Consider the following 15,253-nt stretch of genomic DNA (forward strand, 5'->3'; position numbering starts at 1 on the left):
GGATGTGCTCGATGGTGCGCGATGCCGGGACACGTACGCCGTGCCCGCCGCCGCGGCGCGCTGTCCGCGTCCGGCAGTCCGGCAGTCCGGTTGCCCCGCCCGCCCGGCAGACCGGCCCGCCCCTGCCGGTCCGGTAAGCCGGCCCGGCCCGGCCGGTCAGCCCGCCCCGCCGCCACCGGCCCGGACCAGCCCCGTCTCGTAGGCGAGGACGACGACCTGCACCCGGTCGCGCAGACTCAGCTTGGTGAGGATGCGGCCCACGTGCGTCTTCACGGTCGCCTCGGAGAGCACCAGGCGTGCCGCGATCTCGCCGTTCGACAGGCCCTGCGCGACCAGGAGCATCACTTCGCGTTCGCGTTCGGTGAGCTTGGCGACGCCCTTGTCCTGCGGTTCGCTGATGCCGCTCGGCAGCAACGACGAGAAACGGTCGAGCAGGCGGCGCGTGGTGGACGGGGCGACGACTGCGTCGCCACTGTGCACGGAGCGGATGGCGGCGAGCAGTTCGGCAGGCGGCACGTCCTTGAGCATGAAGCCGCTGGCCCCGGCCTTCAGTCCGGAGAAGGCGTACTCGTCGAGGTCGAACGTGGTCAGGATGAGCACCTTGGGCGCACCCGGCTGCGCGCAGATGCGACGGGTGGCCTCGACACCGTCCAGCCTCGGCATCCGGACATCCATCAGCACCACGTCGACGGCGGTGGCACGCAGGATCCCGATCGCCTCCGCGCCGTCGCCGGCCTCGGCGACGACCTCCATGTCCGGCTGGGCGGCGAGCACCATCCGGAAGCCGGTGCGCAGCAGCACCTGGTCGTCGACGAGCATCACGCGGATCGCCATGAGGGGTCCTGTCTCCTGTCTGTCCTACGCCGGTACTGCGTCTCTGTACCGCATTGCGTCATTGCGTCCTGGCCAACACGTCTCTAGTGGGCCGGCTTGAGCGGCAGCAGCGCGCTGATCCGGAACCCGCCGCCGGGCCGCGGCCCGGCATCCAGCGTGCCGCCGACCATGCCGACCCGCTCACGCATGCCGATCATTCCGTGGCCCGCGCCGTCGGCGCCGCCGTCCTCGTACAGCTCGTGTGCCGCGCCCCGTCCGTCGTCCTCGACCAGCAGCCCGAGCCCGTCGTCGAAGTAGACCAGCCGCACACTGGCCCCGGCGTCCGGGCCGCCGTGCTTGCGGGTGTTGGTCAGGGCCTCCTGCACGATGCGGTACGCGGTCAGCTCGACCCCGCTGGGCAGCGGCCGGGGCGTGCCCTCGACCTTGAAGTCGACGGCCAGCCCGGTCTGCCTGACCTGCTCGACGAGATCCTCGATCTGCTCGACGTCGGGCTGCGGGACGTACTCCCCGCTCTCCTGGGCATCGCCGGTCCGCAGCACCCCGAGCAGCCGCCGCATCTCGGCGAGGGCCTGCCTGCCGGTACTGGAGATGGTCTCCAGCGCCTGCCGGGCCTGGTCGGGGGCCGCGTCCATGACGTACGCCGCGCCGTCGGCCTGCACCACCATCACCGAGACGTTGTGCGCGACGACGTCGTGGAGTTCGCGGGCGATACGGGCCCGCTCGGCGGCCACCGCGACCTTCGACTGCGCCTCGCGCTCCCGCTCCAGCCGGGCCGCGCGCTCCTCCAGCTGGCTGAAGTAGGCGCGCCGGGTCCGCATCGAGTCGCCGAGCACCCAGGCCAGCACGAACGGCACGGTCATCACGATGCCGATGAAGACCTGCTGGAGCACGCCGGTCTCCGGCACCTCCGACGGCCAGCGCAGCTGGGAGAGTCCGGCCGCGCCCAGGGCGCAGACCAGCGCGAGCCAGGACGCCCAGCGCTCCCCGACGGCGGCCACGGTGAAGACGATCACCAGCATCGCGAAGTCCGCGACACCGGGCAGGACCCCGAACACCAGCTGCGCGGCGCCCATCGCGACGGCGAGCAGCAGCATCTTCTCCGGCGCGCGCCGGCGCAAGGCGACGACGGTGCAGAGGCCGAGGACGATCGGCGCGGCGGCCAGCCGCTCACCCCGGCCGTCCGCGGTCGCCACCATGGACAGGCCGGAGAGCCCGAGGAGGAAGACAGCCCAGAAACTGTCGACGCCCGTCGGGTGTCTGCGGATGAAGTCGTAGAGGCGCTGCACGTAACCCAGCGTAGGGAAAGGCGGGAGGTGCCCGGGTCAGCCGAAGGGCCGATCCAGTTCCAGGGACCGTACTCCCCAAGGTGGAGACTTGGGAACGTGACGGATGAGTGGCGTGGGTGGCAGGCGGCGACAGAGACCGCTTTGTACGGAGACGGGGGGTTCTACCGGAGCCCGGAAGGGCCGGCGGGCCACTTCCGCACCTCCGTCCACGCGTCCCCGCTGTTCGCCTCCGCCATCGCCCGGCTGCTGGTCAAAACGGCGCGGGAGCTGGGCACCGACTCGGTCGACCTGGTCGACCTCGGGGCGGGGCGGGGCGAACTGCTGACGGGGGTGCTGGCGGCGCTGCCGGCCGTGGGCGGCGGCGATCTCGCCGTACGGGCGTGCGCCGTGGAGCTCGCCGACCGCCCGGCCGGCCTGGACCCCCGGATCGAGTGGTGTGCCGAACCGCCGTCGGGGACGCGCGGTCTGCTGTTCGCCAACGAATGGCTGGACAACGTCCCGACCGAGGTCGCCGAGACCGACGCGGACGGCACGGACCGGTACGTCCTCGTGCGGACGGCGGACGGTACGGAACGACTGGGCGAGCCGGTGACCGGCGCCGACGCCGAGTGGCTGCGCCGCTGGTGGCCGTCGGCCGGACCGGGCAGCCGCGCGGAGATCGGCCGCCCGCGCGACGATGCCTGGGCACGAGCGGTGTCCACGCTGGCCGGGGGGCTCGCGGTAGCGGTGGACTACGCCCATGCGCGGGAGGCGCGGCCCCCCTTCGGCACGCTGACCGGCTTCCGGTCCGGACGCGAGGTGCGGCCGGTGCCGGACGGCAGCTGCGACCTCACCTCGCACGTGGCCCTGGACGCGTGCGCGGCCGCGGCCGGGGCCGGCACGGTGCTGACCCAGCGCGAGGCGCTGCACGCCCTCGGCATCGACGGCGGGCGCCCGCCCCTGTCCCTGGCCTCGACCGACCCGGCCGGCTACGTACGGGCCCTCGCCTCGGCGGGCGAGGCGGCGGAGCTGACGGCCCGGGGCGGCCTGGGCGACTTCGGCTGGCTGATGCACCGGAGAGCCTGAAACCCCGGCCCCGCCGCATCCGGTGTCCGGGGCCCGGGACGGCACCCCGGTCGCTCAGGGAATACTGGCCGTATGACGGAGACGACAGTCGGCATCGGCGGCGCGGCGGAGAGCACCGACATGGTGCTCAACATCGGCCCCCAGCACCCCTCCACCCACGGCGTGCTCCGTCTGCGCATCGTCCTCGACGGCGAACGCATCCAGCACGCCGAACCGGTCATCGGCTATATGCACCGGGGCGCGGAGAAGCTGTTCGAGGCACGTGACTACCGGCAGATCGTGATGCTCGCCAACCGCCACGACTGGCTGTCGGCGTTCTCCAACGAGCTGGGCGTCGTGATGGCCGTGGAGCGCATGCTCGGCATGGAGGTCCCGGAGCGCGCGGTCTGGACGCGCACCCTGCTCGCCGAGCTGAACCGGGTCCTGAACCACCTGATGTTCCTCGGCTCGTACCCGCTCGAACTCGGCGGGATCACCCCGGTGTTCTACGCCTTCCGGGAGCGCGAAGAGCTCCAGGCCGTGATGGAGGAGGTCTCGGGCGGCCGGATGCACTACATGTTCAACCGGGTCGGCGGCCTCAAGGAGGACCTCCCCGCGGGCTGGCTCGGCCGCGCCCGGGACGCCATCGCCTCCGTCCGGTCCCGGATGGACGTGTACGACGACCTGGTGCTCGGCAACGAGATCTTCCGGGGCCGTACCCGCGGTGTCGGCGTGCTGTCCGCGAAGACCGTGCACGCCTACGGGGTGTCCGGACCGATCGCCCGCGCCTCGGGCGTCGACTTCGATCTGCGGCGCGACGAACCGTATCTCGCGTACGGGGAGCTCCAGGACACCCTTGAGGTCGTCACCCGTACCGAGGGCGACTGCCTGGCCCGCTTCGAATGCCTGCTGGAGCAGACGCACAATGCCCTGGATCTGGCGGACGCCTGCCTGGACCGGATGGCCGGCCTGGCGCCCGGTCCGATCAACCAGCGGCTGCCCAAGGTGCTGAAGGCCCCCGAGGGCCACACCTACGCCTGGACCGAGAACCCGCTCGGCATCAACGGCTACTACCTGGTGTCCAAGGGCGAGAAGACCCCGTACCGGCTGAAGCTCCGCTCCGCTTCGTACAACAACATCCAGGCGCTCACCGAGCTGCTGCCCGGCACACTCGTCGCCGACATGGTGGCGATCCTGGGATCGCTCTTCTTCGTCGTCGGCGACATCGACAAGTAGGCGGCACCGACACGCAGGCGGCATCGACACGCAGCGGTCGCCCGCTCCGCTACGAGATCGCGGTGCGCAGCTCCACCGCATCGAGCGGCTCGGTCTCGTCGTGCGCGGTCAGGTCGATGACCTTGCCGACGGCCCGGTTCCCGGCCGTGCCCGTGCGGTGCGCGGCCAGTGCCTCCTCGCCGACCACGTCCGCGAGGTCCTCGTTCTGCACGGACTCGATCGCGGCGCGCGCCTTCTGCGTACCGAAGAAGTCGAAGCTGCCCTGCGGCACCGGATGGCGGCGGGACGCCGGGTACGGAGCGACCGGGCCGGCGGCCGGCCCGGCGGACGGCCGGGACGCCGGAAGGGCGGTCGTCGGGCGGAGGTGCTGCGCCCCGGACGCGTCCGCGGCCGCCGTGTGCTTCCCCTGCCCTTCCTCCGCCTCCCCGGCCCGCTCCGCGCGTTCCCGCTTCCTGGCCTGCTCGGCGGTACGGCGCGCCTCCTGGAGGGTCCCGTTGCGCGACAGGTCCTCCAGCGCCTGGGCGGCACGCAGATAGGCGGCCGGCGTCAGTGTGCTGCGCGCCGCGGGCAGTTCCCGGGGCGCGGCGGCTTCGAGCGCGAGCTGCCTGCGGCCCTCCAGCGCGCTGGCCCGCTCGGTCTCGGCGTTGGCGTACCGCCGCAGCAGCGCGGCGTGCTCCCCGCGCAGGTTGGCCAGCTCCACGCGCTTGCGGCGCAGCTTCGCCTCCAGCCGGGCGCGCAGCTCCCGCGACTCCTCCAGATCGGCCTCCAGCTCGGCCGTGCGCTCCTCGGCCCGCCATGCGTCACCGGCGTGAGCGCGTGTCAGCTCCGCGATATGACGGCCCGCTTCCCGGTCCCAGCGGCGCATCAGATACGCACCGGTCACGGCGGCGGCCGCCGCGGCGGCCGTCAGACCGCGCAGGACCAGGGGCTCGGCGAGCAGCCAGGCGCCTCCGGCACAGAGAACCGACACCCCGACGACGGCCGAAGGAGGAAGGATTCTGTGCAGCGGTGGCGAATGGCGATGACGTCCACGTGGCATGGCCTGAAATTTACCGTGTGTAGGAGGAACTTGGGGAGCCGCCCGCCAATCTGTTCCCGGCCGGTTACCTGACGGCCCCCAATCCCCCCGATACCTACTTCTTGATGAGGCCCTTCGACTGCAGATAGTCCTTGGCCGCATCGGCGGGCTTTGCGCGCTCGGCGTCGACCTTACGGTTCAGTTCCGCCAGATCCTCGGTGGTGAGGGCCTTGGTGAGCTTGCCGAGCGCGTCGGCAATGTCCTGGGAACCCGCATCCTTGGCATTGACGACCGGCAGAACGTTGTCCGCGTTCTGAAGCTTCTTGTCGTCCTCCAGGAACACCAGGCCATAGCTGTCCAGCACCGCGTCCGTGGTGGTGGTGAGGACCAGTTGGTCCTTGCCGTCCTTGACGGCCTGCTTGGACTGCGGCGTACCAACTCCCTTGGGGTCGATTCCGGTGACATTGACGCCGTACGTCTTCTTCAGGCCCGGTGCGCAGAACGGCCGCACCTCGCACTCGTCACCTGCCGCGATCTTCACTTCGGCCTTCGAGCTGCCGAGATCCGAAAGCGTCTTGAGCTTGTTCTCGGCAGCGAATTCCTTGGTCACCGCGAAGGCGTTCTGATCGACGGCCGCGCCGGCCGGGAGCACCTTCAGTCCGCGCGGCGTGGCGAGCTTCTCCAGCGCAGCGAACGTGGCGGCCGTGTCACTGGAGGCGACCGGCTTCTTCTCGGCCTGCTTCCCGCCGTTCACCTTGGCGTTGAGGAATTCGGCGATCGTCGCGGCATATTCGGGGACGACATCGATCTCGCCCTTCTCCAGGGACGGTTCGTACAGTTCACGGTTGGCCACCGTGGTGACCGAGGCGCTGTATCCGGCGTCGCCCAGGACCTGTGCGTACAGCTCCGCGAGCACCTTGGACTCGGTGAAGGACGCCGCGCCGACGACGAGCGGCCCCTTCTTCCCGGAGCCGCCGCCGGAGGACGCCGAGCCCCCCTTGTCCTTCTCCAGGCTGTCGCCGCCGCAGGCGGCGAGCGAGCCGGCCAGCGCGACCATGCCGATGACCGCGCCCGCTATTCGCGAGGTCTTGCTCATGAGTTGTCTCCGTCCACAGCAACAGGGGTTGTTCGAGATGAGATCGAGGGGCCGGGAGAGCGACGCGGCGAGGGGCGCACGCGGCGCGCGCGCCCGACGGACGGCCATGACTGACGGTTGGTGACCGTCATGCCGTCCCGCGGCGCCGACGCAGTGGAGACAGCAGCCGGTCCAGGCCCACCAGCACCGCCTCCACCAGCAGGGCCAGCACGGCGACCAGCAGCGCCCCCGCGACCACCTGGGGTGTGTTGTACGTGTTGAAGCCGGCGGTGATGATCCGGCCGAGGCCGCCCTGTCCGACCATCGCGGCGATCGTCGCCGTGGCGACCACCTGGACCGCGGCCGAACGCAGCCCGGTCATGATCATCGGGTAGGCGAGCGGAAGTTCGACCCGTACGAAGAGCTGGCCCCCGGACATCCCCATGCCCCGCGCCGCCTCGGCCACCGCCCGGTCGACCTCCGTCATCCCGACATAGGCGTTGGTGAGCAGCGGCGGCACGGCGAACAGCACCAGCGCGGTGATCGTCGGCACATATCCGGCGTTGCGCAGCGGCGACACCATGAAGAGGGCCAGCACCGCGAAGACCGGGACCGCCCGCCCCACATTGGAGATGTTGACGGCCAGCGCGCCCCCCTTCCCGATGTGCCCGAGGTACAGGGCGAGCGGCAACGCGATCGCGCAGGCCAGAGCGAGCGCGACACCGCTGACGTACAGGTGCTCGGCGAGCCGGTGGGCCGCCCCGCCCTCCCCCGCCCAGTTGGCGCCGTCGATGAGCCAGGCCCAGGCCCCGCCGAGAACTCCCATGGTTCAGACCGCCTTCGCCGTCGCGCCCGCGTCCGCGGCCCCGCCCATGTCCGTCGTGTCGGTCGTGCGTATGCGGGTCCAGGGGGTCAACAGCCGCTGGAGGCCCAGCAGCAGCAGATCGGCGACGACCGCGAGCAGTACGCACAGGACCGAGGCGGCGAGCACCTGGGCCTTGAAGAAGCTGGGCAGGGCATCCGCTATGAGGTTGCCCAGGCCGCCCCGGCCGATGATCGAACCGACCGTCGTCAGCGCGATCGTCGAGACCGTGGCGATCCGCACACCGGCCATCAACGCGGGCATCGCCAGCGGGAGCTCGACCTCCCAGAGCAGCCGGGCCGGCCCGTATCCCATCCCCTTGGCGGCTTCCTTCGCCTCCTGCGGAACGGCTTCGAGGCCCGCCAGGACGTTCCGTACGAGAATGGTCAGCGAATACAGCACCAGGCCGGTGACGACCAGCGCCGCGGAAAGGCCGAACAGCGGCAGCAGCAGCGAGAACATCGCGAGGGACGGCACGGTGTAGAGCACCGTCGTCAGCCCGAGCACCGGTCCGGCGAGGCGAGGGCCGCGGCGGGCGAGCAGCGCCAGCGGAAAGGCCACGGCGAGCCCGATCAGCACCGAGACCACGGTGATCCAGATGTGCTGGACCGTCGCATCGGTCAACTCCTGGCTCCGGGAACGGAGATACTCCCCGCAGATCCAGTCGTTCGTCACCATGCAGTTTTGTGCGGCAGCCATCCGTCCCCCACCTCCCGATTTCCGCTCGTACCGGTGTCCGACGACCCTATCCCCGGCCACTGACAATCGCCGCGGCCGTTGTATTCCAGCAACATGTCCTTCACAGAACACGCGCGACAATGGGGAACCATGATCCGTTTCGAGCACGTCACCAAGCGGTACGCGGACGGCACCACCGCCGTCGACGATCTTTCCTTCGAAGTTGCCGAGGGTGAACTGGTCACGCTCGTCGGACCGTCGGGCTGCGGCAAGACGACCACCATGAAGATGGTGAACCGGCTGATCGAACCGACGGAGGGCCGGATATTCCTCGACGGGGACGACATATCCGCCATCGACCCCGTCCGACTGCGCCGCCGCATCGGCTATGTGATCCAGCAGGTGGGCCTCTTCCCGCACCGTACGATCCTGGAAAACACCGCGACCGTTCCCCATCTCCTCGGCTGGAAGCGGGGAAAGGGCCGCGAGCGCGCGGCAGAACTCCTCGACCTGGTCGGACTCGATCCTTCCGTTTATGGCGACCGCTATCCGGAACAGCTCTCCGGTGGTCAGCGCCAACGAGTGGGCGTGGCAAGGGCGCTGGCCGCCGACCCGCCGGTGCTGCTGATGGACGAGCCTTTCGGCGCGGTCGACCCGGTCGTACGTGAACGGCTGCAGAACGAATTCCTGAAACTCCAGGAACAGGTCCGTAAAACCGTGTTGTTCGTCACGCACGACATTGAGGAGGCGGTCCGGCTCGGTGACCGCATCGCCGTCTACGGGCAGGGCTCCATCGAGCAGTTCGACTCCCCGGCGACCGTGCTCGGCGCGCCCGCCACCCCCTACGTCGCGGACTTCGTGGGCGCCGACCGCGGCCTCAAACGGCTCTCCGTGACCCCCATCGAGGAGGGCGACCTCGACCAGCCTCCGGTCGTCCACCTCGACGACTCCCTGGCGAGGGCCACCGAGCGGCTGCGGGCCGAAGGAGCGCGCTGGGCCGTCGTCCTGGACCGCGAGGACAATCTGCACGGCTGGATCCCGGCCGACAGAGCCGCCGCCGGAACCGGCACCGACGACACCGTGCGCGCCCACGCCCGCAGGATGGAGGCGTGGCTGCCCGTCGGCGCCCCGCTCAAGCAGGCGTTCGCCACCATGCTCCAGCACGACGCCGGCTGGATCGCCGTCATCGACAAGGAGAGCACCGGCCGCTTCCTCGGCGTACTGACCCCGGCCCGGCTCCATGAGGCACTGCGCCGCTCCATCGACGCGGACGCCCAGGACATCCCACGGGCCGAGGTGGACGTCGAGACCGTGGACAGCTTCGCCAAGTCCGCCGCACGGTGAACCGGAAACAACCCGGTCCCGGTCCCGGCGGGGCCGGGAACCGGGACCGGGCACGGCTCAGTTCTCGCTGAGGCGGCTGCTCATCCAGTCCAGCGCCGAAGGAATCTCCCGCCGCCAGGTGTTGAAGTTGTGCCCGCCGCTGTCGAGCACGATCGACGAGACCTGGGCGGGCGGCTTCACCTTGTCGATGAACCGCATCGTGGAGCGGTAGTTCCCCTCGCCCTGCTTGGAGGTCGTGACCAGGAAGGACGAATCGCGCTGCGGCAGATTGTCCAGGCTCCACATCAGATTGGAGCGGTCACGCGCGCGCTGGTCGCCGTGGAAGAGGTCGCCGGTCGTCGGGTCCTCGGCCGCCTTGTAGTACGCGGAGAGCCCGGCACTCGCGGCGAACCGGTCCGGGTGGTGGAGCCCGATCTTCAGCGCACAGTAGCCTCCGGTCGAATTGCCCATGATGCCCCAGTTGCGAGCCTGCGCACCGACCCGGTACATGTCCGAGACCGCCCGCGGCAGGTCTTCGGCGAAGAACGTCTCGGTCTGCGGCCCGCCCTTCACGTCCACGCACTCGGTGTCCCGCGGCGGCGCCACCGTCGGCCGCAGCATCACCAGGATCATCGGCTGCGACCGGCCGGCCTTCACCCGGTCGTACGCCGTCCGCGGGTACCGAAGGCCCTTCAGAAGATTCTCCGAAACGCCCGGGTAGCCGGTGAGGACGACCACCGCGGGAAACTTCCGGCGGGCGAACGCCGGCTGGAAGTACTCCGGCGGCAGGTACACGTACGCCGAGCTCTCTATCTTCGACTGCCGCCCCGAGATCACGACCTTGTCTATCCGGCCGCCCCTCGCCGGCTGCGCACTGTGCGCCCCCTCCGGCCGCTGCGTCCCGACCCTGACGATGTTCCTGGCGTCCGCGGCTCCGCCCGCGTGGTCCGTGACCACGCCCAGCTCCTGCTTCTGCCCGAACAGGTCGGCCCAGGATCCGTAGAAGAGGAAGGAGTTGTTGGCCACCAGAGCGACGGATACGAAGATCGTCAGCTGAGTCGCCAGCAGCAGACCGACCCTGCCGAACACCGCGGACGCGCTGCGCCGGGCCAGCCGCGGCCAGAGCCAGACCGTGGCGGCGAAGAAGACCACAGCCAGCGCGATGGCCAGCGCCAAGAACATCCTGCTGGTAAGACCCATGGGGGGTGAGCTTTCTTGTCTGGAAATTTCCGGTTCACGGGTGAACCCCCGCTGCGGAAGCCTCGTCCTACAAGTCGCACATCGTCCGGAAGGCCCTCGGCCGAAGGACTCAGGTAATCTCTCGCGGAACCACGGGAAGCGATGTCTGTCACGCTAGATGGGGATAAATCCGGATCGGTTCCGAGTCCCGTACGTAAGTTCGTACGCGGCCCGCGCCCCGAATCCGTACCGACGCTGGTCGGTACCGCCTGCGCCGTCGTCGGTCTGATCGATGTCGCCGCGGGCGTCTTCCCGCGCTTCCGGCACAGCCGGATGCACACCCTCGCCGAGGTGCTCCCCGGCGCCCTGGGACCGTTCGCCGCCGCCCTCTCCCTGAGCGCGGGCGTCCTGCTGCTGCTCCTCGCCCACGGTCTCAAGCGGAACAAGCGGCGCGCCTGGCGGGCGACCGTCCTCCTGCTGCCGGCCGGCGCGCTGGCACAGTTCGCCTACCGGCACTCGGTCACCGGCGCGCTCGTCTCGCTCGCGCTCTGCCTGCTGCTGGTCCGTCACCGCGGTCAATTCGCCGCGCTCCCCGACCCCAGGAGCCGCTGGCGCGCCCTGGCCAACTTCGTGCTCCTCGGCGCGGGTTCGCTGGGACTGGGCCTGATCATCGTCAGCGTCCACCCCGGCCGCGTCGTCGGGAACCCCAGCATCGCCGACCGTCTCCAGCACGTGCTGTACGGGCTGTTCGGCTTCGAGGGCCCCGTCGAGTACGCCGGAGACACCTCCTGGACCGTGGGGTACTCGCTCGGCGCCCTCGGTCTGCTGACCGCCGTCACCACCATCTACTTCGCCTTCCGCCCCGAGCACCCGGCCGCCCGCCTCACCGAGGACGACGAGGCCCGGCTGCGCGCCCTGCTGGAGAAGCACGGCGGCCGCGACTCGCTCGGCCACTTCGCGCTCCGCCGCGACAAGGCCGTCGTCTTCTCCCCCAGCGGCAAGGCAGCCGTCTGTTACCGCGTCGTGTCCGGGGTGATGCTGGCGAGCGGCGACCCGATCGGTGACGTGGAGGCCTGGCCCGGCGCCATCGAGCACTTCATGGACGAGGCCAAGGCCCACTCCTGGACCCCCGCGGTGATGGGCTGCAGCGAGACCGGCGGCGAGGTCTGGACCCGCGAGACCGGACTCGACGCACTGGAACTGGGCGACGAGGCGGTGGTGGATGTCGCGGATTTCTCGCTCGCCGGGCGGGCGATGCGCAACGTACGCCAGATGGTGAAGCGCATTGAACGTCTTGGCTACGAGACCCGGGTCCGGCGAGTCCGCGACATCGACGAGGCCGAACTGGACCGCATCCGGCTCGCCGCCGACGACTGGCGCGGCACCGACACCGAGCGCGGCTTCTCCATGGCACTCGGCCGGATCGGCGACCCGGCCGACGGGGACTGCGTCGTCGCCACCGCCCACAAGGCCGACGAGCACGCCGCCGACTCCCCGTACGGCGACCTGAAGGCCGTGCTCCACTTCGTCCCGTGGGGCGACGACGGCATGTCCCTCGACCTGATGCGCCGCGACCGCTCCGCCGACCCGGGCATGAACGAGCTGCTGATCGTCGCCGCCCTCCAGGCGTCCCCCCGGCTCTCCGTCGCGCGTGTCTCACTGAACTTCGCGATGTTCCGCTCGGCGCTCGCCCGCGGTGAGAAGCTCGGCGCGGGACCGGTGCTGCGGACCTGGCGCGGGCTGCTGATCTTTCTGTCGCGCTGGTTCCAGATCGAGTCGCTGTACAAGTTCAACGCCAAGTTCCGGCCCCGCTGGGAGCCCCGTTTCGTGGTCTACCGCGCCGCCGGCGACCTGCCCCGCATCTCCCTCGCGGCCATGCAGGCGGAGGGTTTCGTGAACCTCGCGCTGCCCCGTCCGTTCGCCCGCCGGTTCCCGCGCCGCAAGGCCCGTCCCTGCGCCCACACCCCGGCGCCGGGCCAGGAACACCACGCCCGCGCGGCGTAGCAGCACGCCGTACGGGCCTACGCTGGTCGCATGAGTACGTTGCGTGGACGAGGCACGGTCCAGGGCCTGCCGGAGTGGGACCGCTGTGCGGTCATGGGTGTCGTCAATGTGACCCCGGACTCCTTCTCCGACGGGGGCCGCTGGTTCGACACCACGGCCGCGATCAAGCACGGCCTCGACCTGGTCGCCGAGGGCGCCGACCTGATCGACGTCGGCGGCGAGTCGACCCGCCCCGGCGCCAGCCGGGTGGACGCGTCGGAGGAGCTGCGGCGAGTGGTCCCGGTGGTCCGGGGGCTGGCGGCCGAAGGGGTCGCGGTCTCCGTCGACACCATGCGGGCCCGGGTCGCCGAGGAGTCGGTCGCTGCCGGGGCCGCCCTGGTCAACGATGTGAGCGGCGGCCTCGCCGACCCGGACATGATCGGCGTCGTCGCGGCGGCCGGCGCACCGTTCGTCGTGATGCACTGGCGCGGCTTCAGCGAGTCCATGAACAGCCGGGCGGTGTACGAGGACGTCGTCACCGAGGTCGTCGCGGAGCTCCGGGAGCGGATGGACGCCGTGATCGCGGGCGGTGTCGCCCCGGAACGGATCGTGATCGACCCCGGTCTCGGCTTCGCCAAGGACGCCGGCCACGACCTCGCCCTGGTCGCCCACCTCGACGCGCTCCGCGCCCTGGGCCGCCCGCTGCTGGTCGCCGCCTCCCGCAAGCGCTTCCTCGGCCATGTGCTGGCCGGCGAGGGCGCGGCGCCACCACCCGCCCGCGAACGCGACGCCGCCACCGCGGCGATCTCCGCGCTCTCCGCCCACGCCGGCGCCTGGGCCGTACGGGTCCACGAGGTCCGGGCCACGGCCGACGCCGTGCGGGTCGCGCGCGCCGTCGAGGGAGCCGCGTGAGCGGGCGCGACGAGCACGCGGAGGCTGCAGCCGACATCGCGGCCGTCGAACAGGCCAACACCGCCTTCTACGAGGCGATGGAGCGGGGCGACTTCGAGGAGCTCTCCGGGCTCTGGCTGCCCGGCGAGGACCTCACCGTCTCCTGCGTCCACCCCGGCTGGCCGGTGCTCACCGGACGCGGCGAGGTGCTGCGGAGTTACGCCCTGATCATGGCGAACACCGAGTACATCCAGTTCTTCCTGACCGATGTCGGGGTCTCGATGACCGGCGACACGGCCGTGGTGACCTGCACCGAGAACATCCTCAGCGGCGGTCCCGCGGAGGACGGCAACGCACTCGGGCCACTGGTCGGCCAGCTCGTCGTGGCCACCAATGTCTTCCGGCGCACCCCGGACGGCTGGAAACTCTGGTCCCACCACGGCTCGCCCGTCCTCACCGAGTCCGAGTCCGACAACGAGGACGACGAAGAGACCGCCTCCTGACCCCTCCCGGCTTTCTCCCGGCCCCCTCGTGGACCTCTCGCGGCTCCCTCACGGCCTTCTCGCGGCCCCCTCGCGGCCTTCTCCCTGCGCTTTCCTGACCGAAGCATCCGGCCATCAGGAGGTTGGAATCCGGCTCCGCGGGTAAAAGCGGCTACCAGTCCCGACAGGCCCTGTCCATAGCCCCCGCGGGCGGGCACTGTCGGTGCTCGCAGGTAGATTCGAGAGAGAGCACCCGGCCGTCCGCACGCGGCCCCGTGTCTCTCCGCCCAACGACAGCAGGAGTGATTCGCGTGGATCGTGTCGCGCTGCGCGGCCTCAAGGCCCGTGGACACCATGGCGTCTTCCCCCGGGAGCGGGAGGAGGGGCAGACGTTCATCGTGGACCTGGTGCTCGGCCTCGACACCCGCCCCGCGGCAGCCGCCGACGACCTGACGAAGACCGTGCACTACGGCGTCGTCGCCGAGGAGGTCGTCGATGTGGTGCAGGGGGAACCGGTCGATCTGATCGAAACGCTCGCGGAACGCATCGCCCAGCAGTGCCTCAAGCACGAAGGAGTCGAGGAGGTGGAGGTCGTGGTGCACAAGCCGGATGCACCGATCACCGTCCCCTTCGACGATGTGACCATCACCATCACCCGGAGCCGAGTATGAGTGCATTTTCCACCGAGGGGCAGAGCGACCCGACCGTACAGCCGGTGCCCGCCTCCGTGGTCGAGCAGGTGGACGCCGCGGACATCACCCTCTCCAACCCCAAGCGCGCCGTGATCTCCCTGGGCTCCAATCTCGGCAACCGGCTGGAGACCCTCCAGGGCGCCATAGACGCCTTGGAGGACACGCCCGGCCTGCGGGTCAAAGCGGTCTCCCCGGTGTACGAGACGGAGCCCTGGGGCGTCGCTCCCGGCTCCCAGCCCTCGTACTTCAACGCGGTGATCGTGGTGAAGACGACCCTCCCCCCGTCCTCGCTCCTGGAGCGCGGCCAGGCCATCGAAGAGGCCTTCGACCGGGTCCGTGACGAGCGCTGGGGCCCGCGCACCATCGATGTCGACATCGTGGCGTACGCGGATGTCGTCTCCGACGACCCGGTGCTCACCCTCCCCCACCCCCGGGCCCACGAGCGGTCCTTCGTCCTCGCCCCGTGGCACGACGTCGACCCCGAGGCCCAACTGCCCGGCGTCGGCTCCGTCACGGACCTGCTGGCCGGAGTCGGCCGGGAGGGCGTACTGCCCCGAGCCGATCTGGAACTCCGGCTGCCCGAGTAGTCGTTAGGCTCAAGGACACGGACCGGTGGCACGGATGAACCACTGACGGCACGGACACACCGGCGGCGAAGGGCGGATCACTC

Annotated in this window: 15 protein-coding genes; 8 read left to right on the forward strand and 7 right to left on the reverse strand. The window is 70.7% G+C overall.

The genetic code is table 11. From position 1 onward, the window contains the following. Nucleotides 1-156: 156 nt before the first annotated feature. Entirely contained in the window at nucleotides 157-834 is a 678-nt protein-coding gene (locus ACF08M_RS16720; protein ID WP_392185993.1) for a response regulator, read from the reverse strand. Nucleotides 835-917: 83 nt separating this feature from the next. Then, nucleotides 918-2,120, reverse strand: a complete 1,203-nt coding sequence (locus ACF08M_RS16725; protein WP_392185994.1) for a sensor histidine kinase — start codon at nucleotides 2,118-2,120, stop codon at nucleotides 918-920. A 96-nt stretch (nucleotides 2,121-2,216) separates the two neighbouring features. Between ACF08M_RS16725 and ACF08M_RS16730 the strand changes: the two genes are divergently transcribed. Together ACF08M_RS16730 and ACF08M_RS16735 are read left to right on the forward strand one after the other, a co-directional pair. Then, nucleotides 2,217-3,185: an SAM-dependent methyltransferase gene (locus tag ACF08M_RS16730; RefSeq protein WP_392185995.1), complete on the forward strand. Its 969-nt coding sequence runs from the start codon at nucleotides 2,217-2,219 to the stop codon at nucleotides 3,183-3,185. Nucleotides 3,186-3,257: 72 nt separating this feature from the next. Then, entirely contained in the window at nucleotides 3,258-4,400 is a 1,143-nt protein-coding gene (locus ACF08M_RS16735; RefSeq protein ID WP_392185996.1) for an NADH-quinone oxidoreductase subunit D, read from the forward strand. Nucleotides 4,401-4,449: 49 nt separating this feature from the next. Here ACF08M_RS16735 and ACF08M_RS16740 read toward each other — a convergent pair whose 3' ends face one another. The 4 genes from ACF08M_RS16740 to ACF08M_RS16755 all read right to left on the reverse strand — a co-directional run bounded on the left by ACF08M_RS16740 (nucleotide 4,450) and on the right by ACF08M_RS16755 (nucleotide 8,054). Continuing rightward, the gene (locus ACF08M_RS16740; protein ID WP_392185997.1) at nucleotides 4,450-5,439 is read right to left on the reverse strand and encodes a hypothetical protein; all 990 of its coding nucleotides are present in this window, start codon (nucleotides 5,437-5,439) and stop codon (nucleotides 4,450-4,452) included. Between the two features lie 94 nt (nucleotides 5,440-5,533). Then, on the reverse strand, nucleotides 5,534-6,514 hold the full coding sequence (locus ACF08M_RS16745; protein ID WP_392185998.1) for an ABC transporter substrate-binding protein: 981 nt from the start codon (nucleotides 6,512-6,514) through the stop codon (nucleotides 5,534-5,536). 127 nt (nucleotides 6,515-6,641) lie between these two features. Continuing rightward, on the reverse strand, nucleotides 6,642-7,319 hold the full coding sequence (locus ACF08M_RS16750; protein WP_392185999.1) for an ABC transporter permease: 678 nt from the start codon (nucleotides 7,317-7,319) through the stop codon (nucleotides 6,642-6,644). Between the two features lie 3 nt (nucleotides 7,320-7,322). Continuing rightward, nucleotides 7,323-8,054, reverse strand: coding sequence for an ABC transporter permease (locus ACF08M_RS16755; RefSeq protein ID WP_392186000.1), 732 nt, complete (start codon nucleotides 8,052-8,054; stop codon nucleotides 7,323-7,325). 129 nt (nucleotides 8,055-8,183) lie between these two features. On the opposite strand from ACF08M_RS16755, the gene ACF08M_RS16760 reads away from it, so the two are divergent. Next, complete coding sequence (locus ACF08M_RS16760) at nucleotides 8,184-9,377, forward strand: betaine/proline/choline family ABC transporter ATP-binding protein (protein WP_392186001.1); 1,194 nt, start codon at nucleotides 8,184-8,186, stop codon at nucleotides 9,375-9,377. 57 nt (nucleotides 9,378-9,434) lie between these two features. Here the strand turns inward: ACF08M_RS16760 and ACF08M_RS16765 are convergent, their stop codons facing one another. Further along, on the reverse strand, nucleotides 9,435-10,556 hold the full coding sequence (locus ACF08M_RS16765; RefSeq protein WP_392186002.1) for an alpha/beta hydrolase: 1,122 nt from the start codon (nucleotides 10,554-10,556) through the stop codon (nucleotides 9,435-9,437). A gap of 141 nt (nucleotides 10,557-10,697) precedes the next feature. On the opposite strand from ACF08M_RS16765, the gene ACF08M_RS16770 reads away from it, so the two are divergent. The 5 genes from ACF08M_RS16770 (at nucleotide 10,698) to folK (ending at nucleotide 15,170) form a co-directional block, all read left to right on the forward strand. Continuing rightward, nucleotides 10,698-12,539 carry a phosphatidylglycerol lysyltransferase domain-containing protein gene (locus tag ACF08M_RS16770; protein ID WP_392186003.1) on the forward strand — a complete coding sequence of 614 codons (1,842 nt, stop codon included), beginning with the start codon at nucleotides 10,698-10,700 and terminating at the stop codon, nucleotides 12,537-12,539. 30 nt (nucleotides 12,540-12,569) lie between these two features. Further along, a complete protein-coding gene (gene folP, locus ACF08M_RS16775) occupies nucleotides 12,570-13,430 on the forward strand; it encodes a dihydropteroate synthase (protein WP_392186004.1) in 861 nt (286 codons plus the stop codon). Further along, nucleotides 13,427-13,912, forward strand: coding sequence for a nuclear transport factor 2 family protein (locus ACF08M_RS16780; protein ID WP_392186005.1), 486 nt, complete (start codon nucleotides 13,427-13,429; stop codon nucleotides 13,910-13,912). Before folP ends, ACF08M_RS16780 begins: the two co-directional genes overlap by 4 nt. Before the next feature lie 290 nt (nucleotides 13,913-14,202). After that, nucleotides 14,203-14,562, forward strand: coding sequence for a dihydroneopterin aldolase (gene folB / locus ACF08M_RS16785; protein ID WP_351077489.1), 360 nt, complete (start codon nucleotides 14,203-14,205; stop codon nucleotides 14,560-14,562). Beyond that, a complete protein-coding gene (gene folK, locus ACF08M_RS16790) occupies nucleotides 14,559-15,170 on the forward strand; it encodes a 2-amino-4-hydroxy-6-hydroxymethyldihydropteridine diphosphokinase (RefSeq protein ID WP_392186006.1) in 612 nt (203 codons plus the stop codon). The genes folB and folK overlap by 4 nt, the downstream gene beginning before the upstream one ends. Nucleotides 15,171-15,253 lie beyond the last annotated feature (83 nt).

It is taken from the genome of Streptomyces sp. NPDC015032 (genome assembly GCF_043080425.1).
Lineage (GTDB): Bacteria > Actinomycetota > Actinomycetes > Streptomycetales > Streptomycetaceae > Streptomyces.

Coding starts and splice junctions, on each gene's coding strand:
- ACF08M_RS16745 (WP_392185998.1), bottom strand. CDS start 6,514: ATGAGCAAGACCTCGCGAATAGCGGGCGCGGTCATCGGCATGGTCGCG.
- folK (WP_392186006.1), top strand. CDS start 14,559: ATGAGTGCATTTTCCACCGAGGGGCAGAGCGACCCGACCGTACAGCCG.
- ACF08M_RS16765 (WP_392186002.1), bottom strand. CDS start 10,556: ATGGGTCTTACCAGCAGGATGTTCTTGGCGCTGGCCATCGCGCTGGCT.
- folP (WP_392186004.1), top strand. CDS start 12,570: ATGAGTACGTTGCGTGGACGAGGCACGGTCCAGGGCCTGCCGGAGTGG.
- ACF08M_RS16755 (WP_392186000.1), bottom strand. CDS start 8,054: ATGGCTGCCGCACAAAACTGCATGGTGACGAACGACTGGATCTGCGGG.
- ACF08M_RS16750 (WP_392185999.1), bottom strand. CDS start 7,319: ATGGGAGTTCTCGGCGGGGCCTGGGCCTGGCTCATCGACGGCGCCAAC.
- ACF08M_RS16740 (WP_392185997.1), bottom strand. CDS start 5,439: ATGCCACGTGGACGTCATCGCCATTCGCCACCGCTGCACAGAATCCTT.
- ACF08M_RS16735 (WP_392185996.1), top strand. CDS start 3,258: ATGACGGAGACGACAGTCGGCATCGGCGGCGCGGCGGAGAGCACCGAC.
- ACF08M_RS16720 (WP_392185993.1), bottom strand. CDS start 834: ATGGCGATCCGCGTGATGCTCGTCGACGACCAGGTGCTGCTGCGCACC.
- ACF08M_RS16770 (WP_392186003.1), top strand. CDS start 10,698: ATGTCTGTCACGCTAGATGGGGATAAATCCGGATCGGTTCCGAGTCCC.
- ACF08M_RS16760 (WP_392186001.1), top strand. CDS start 8,184: ATGATCCGTTTCGAGCACGTCACCAAGCGGTACGCGGACGGCACCACC.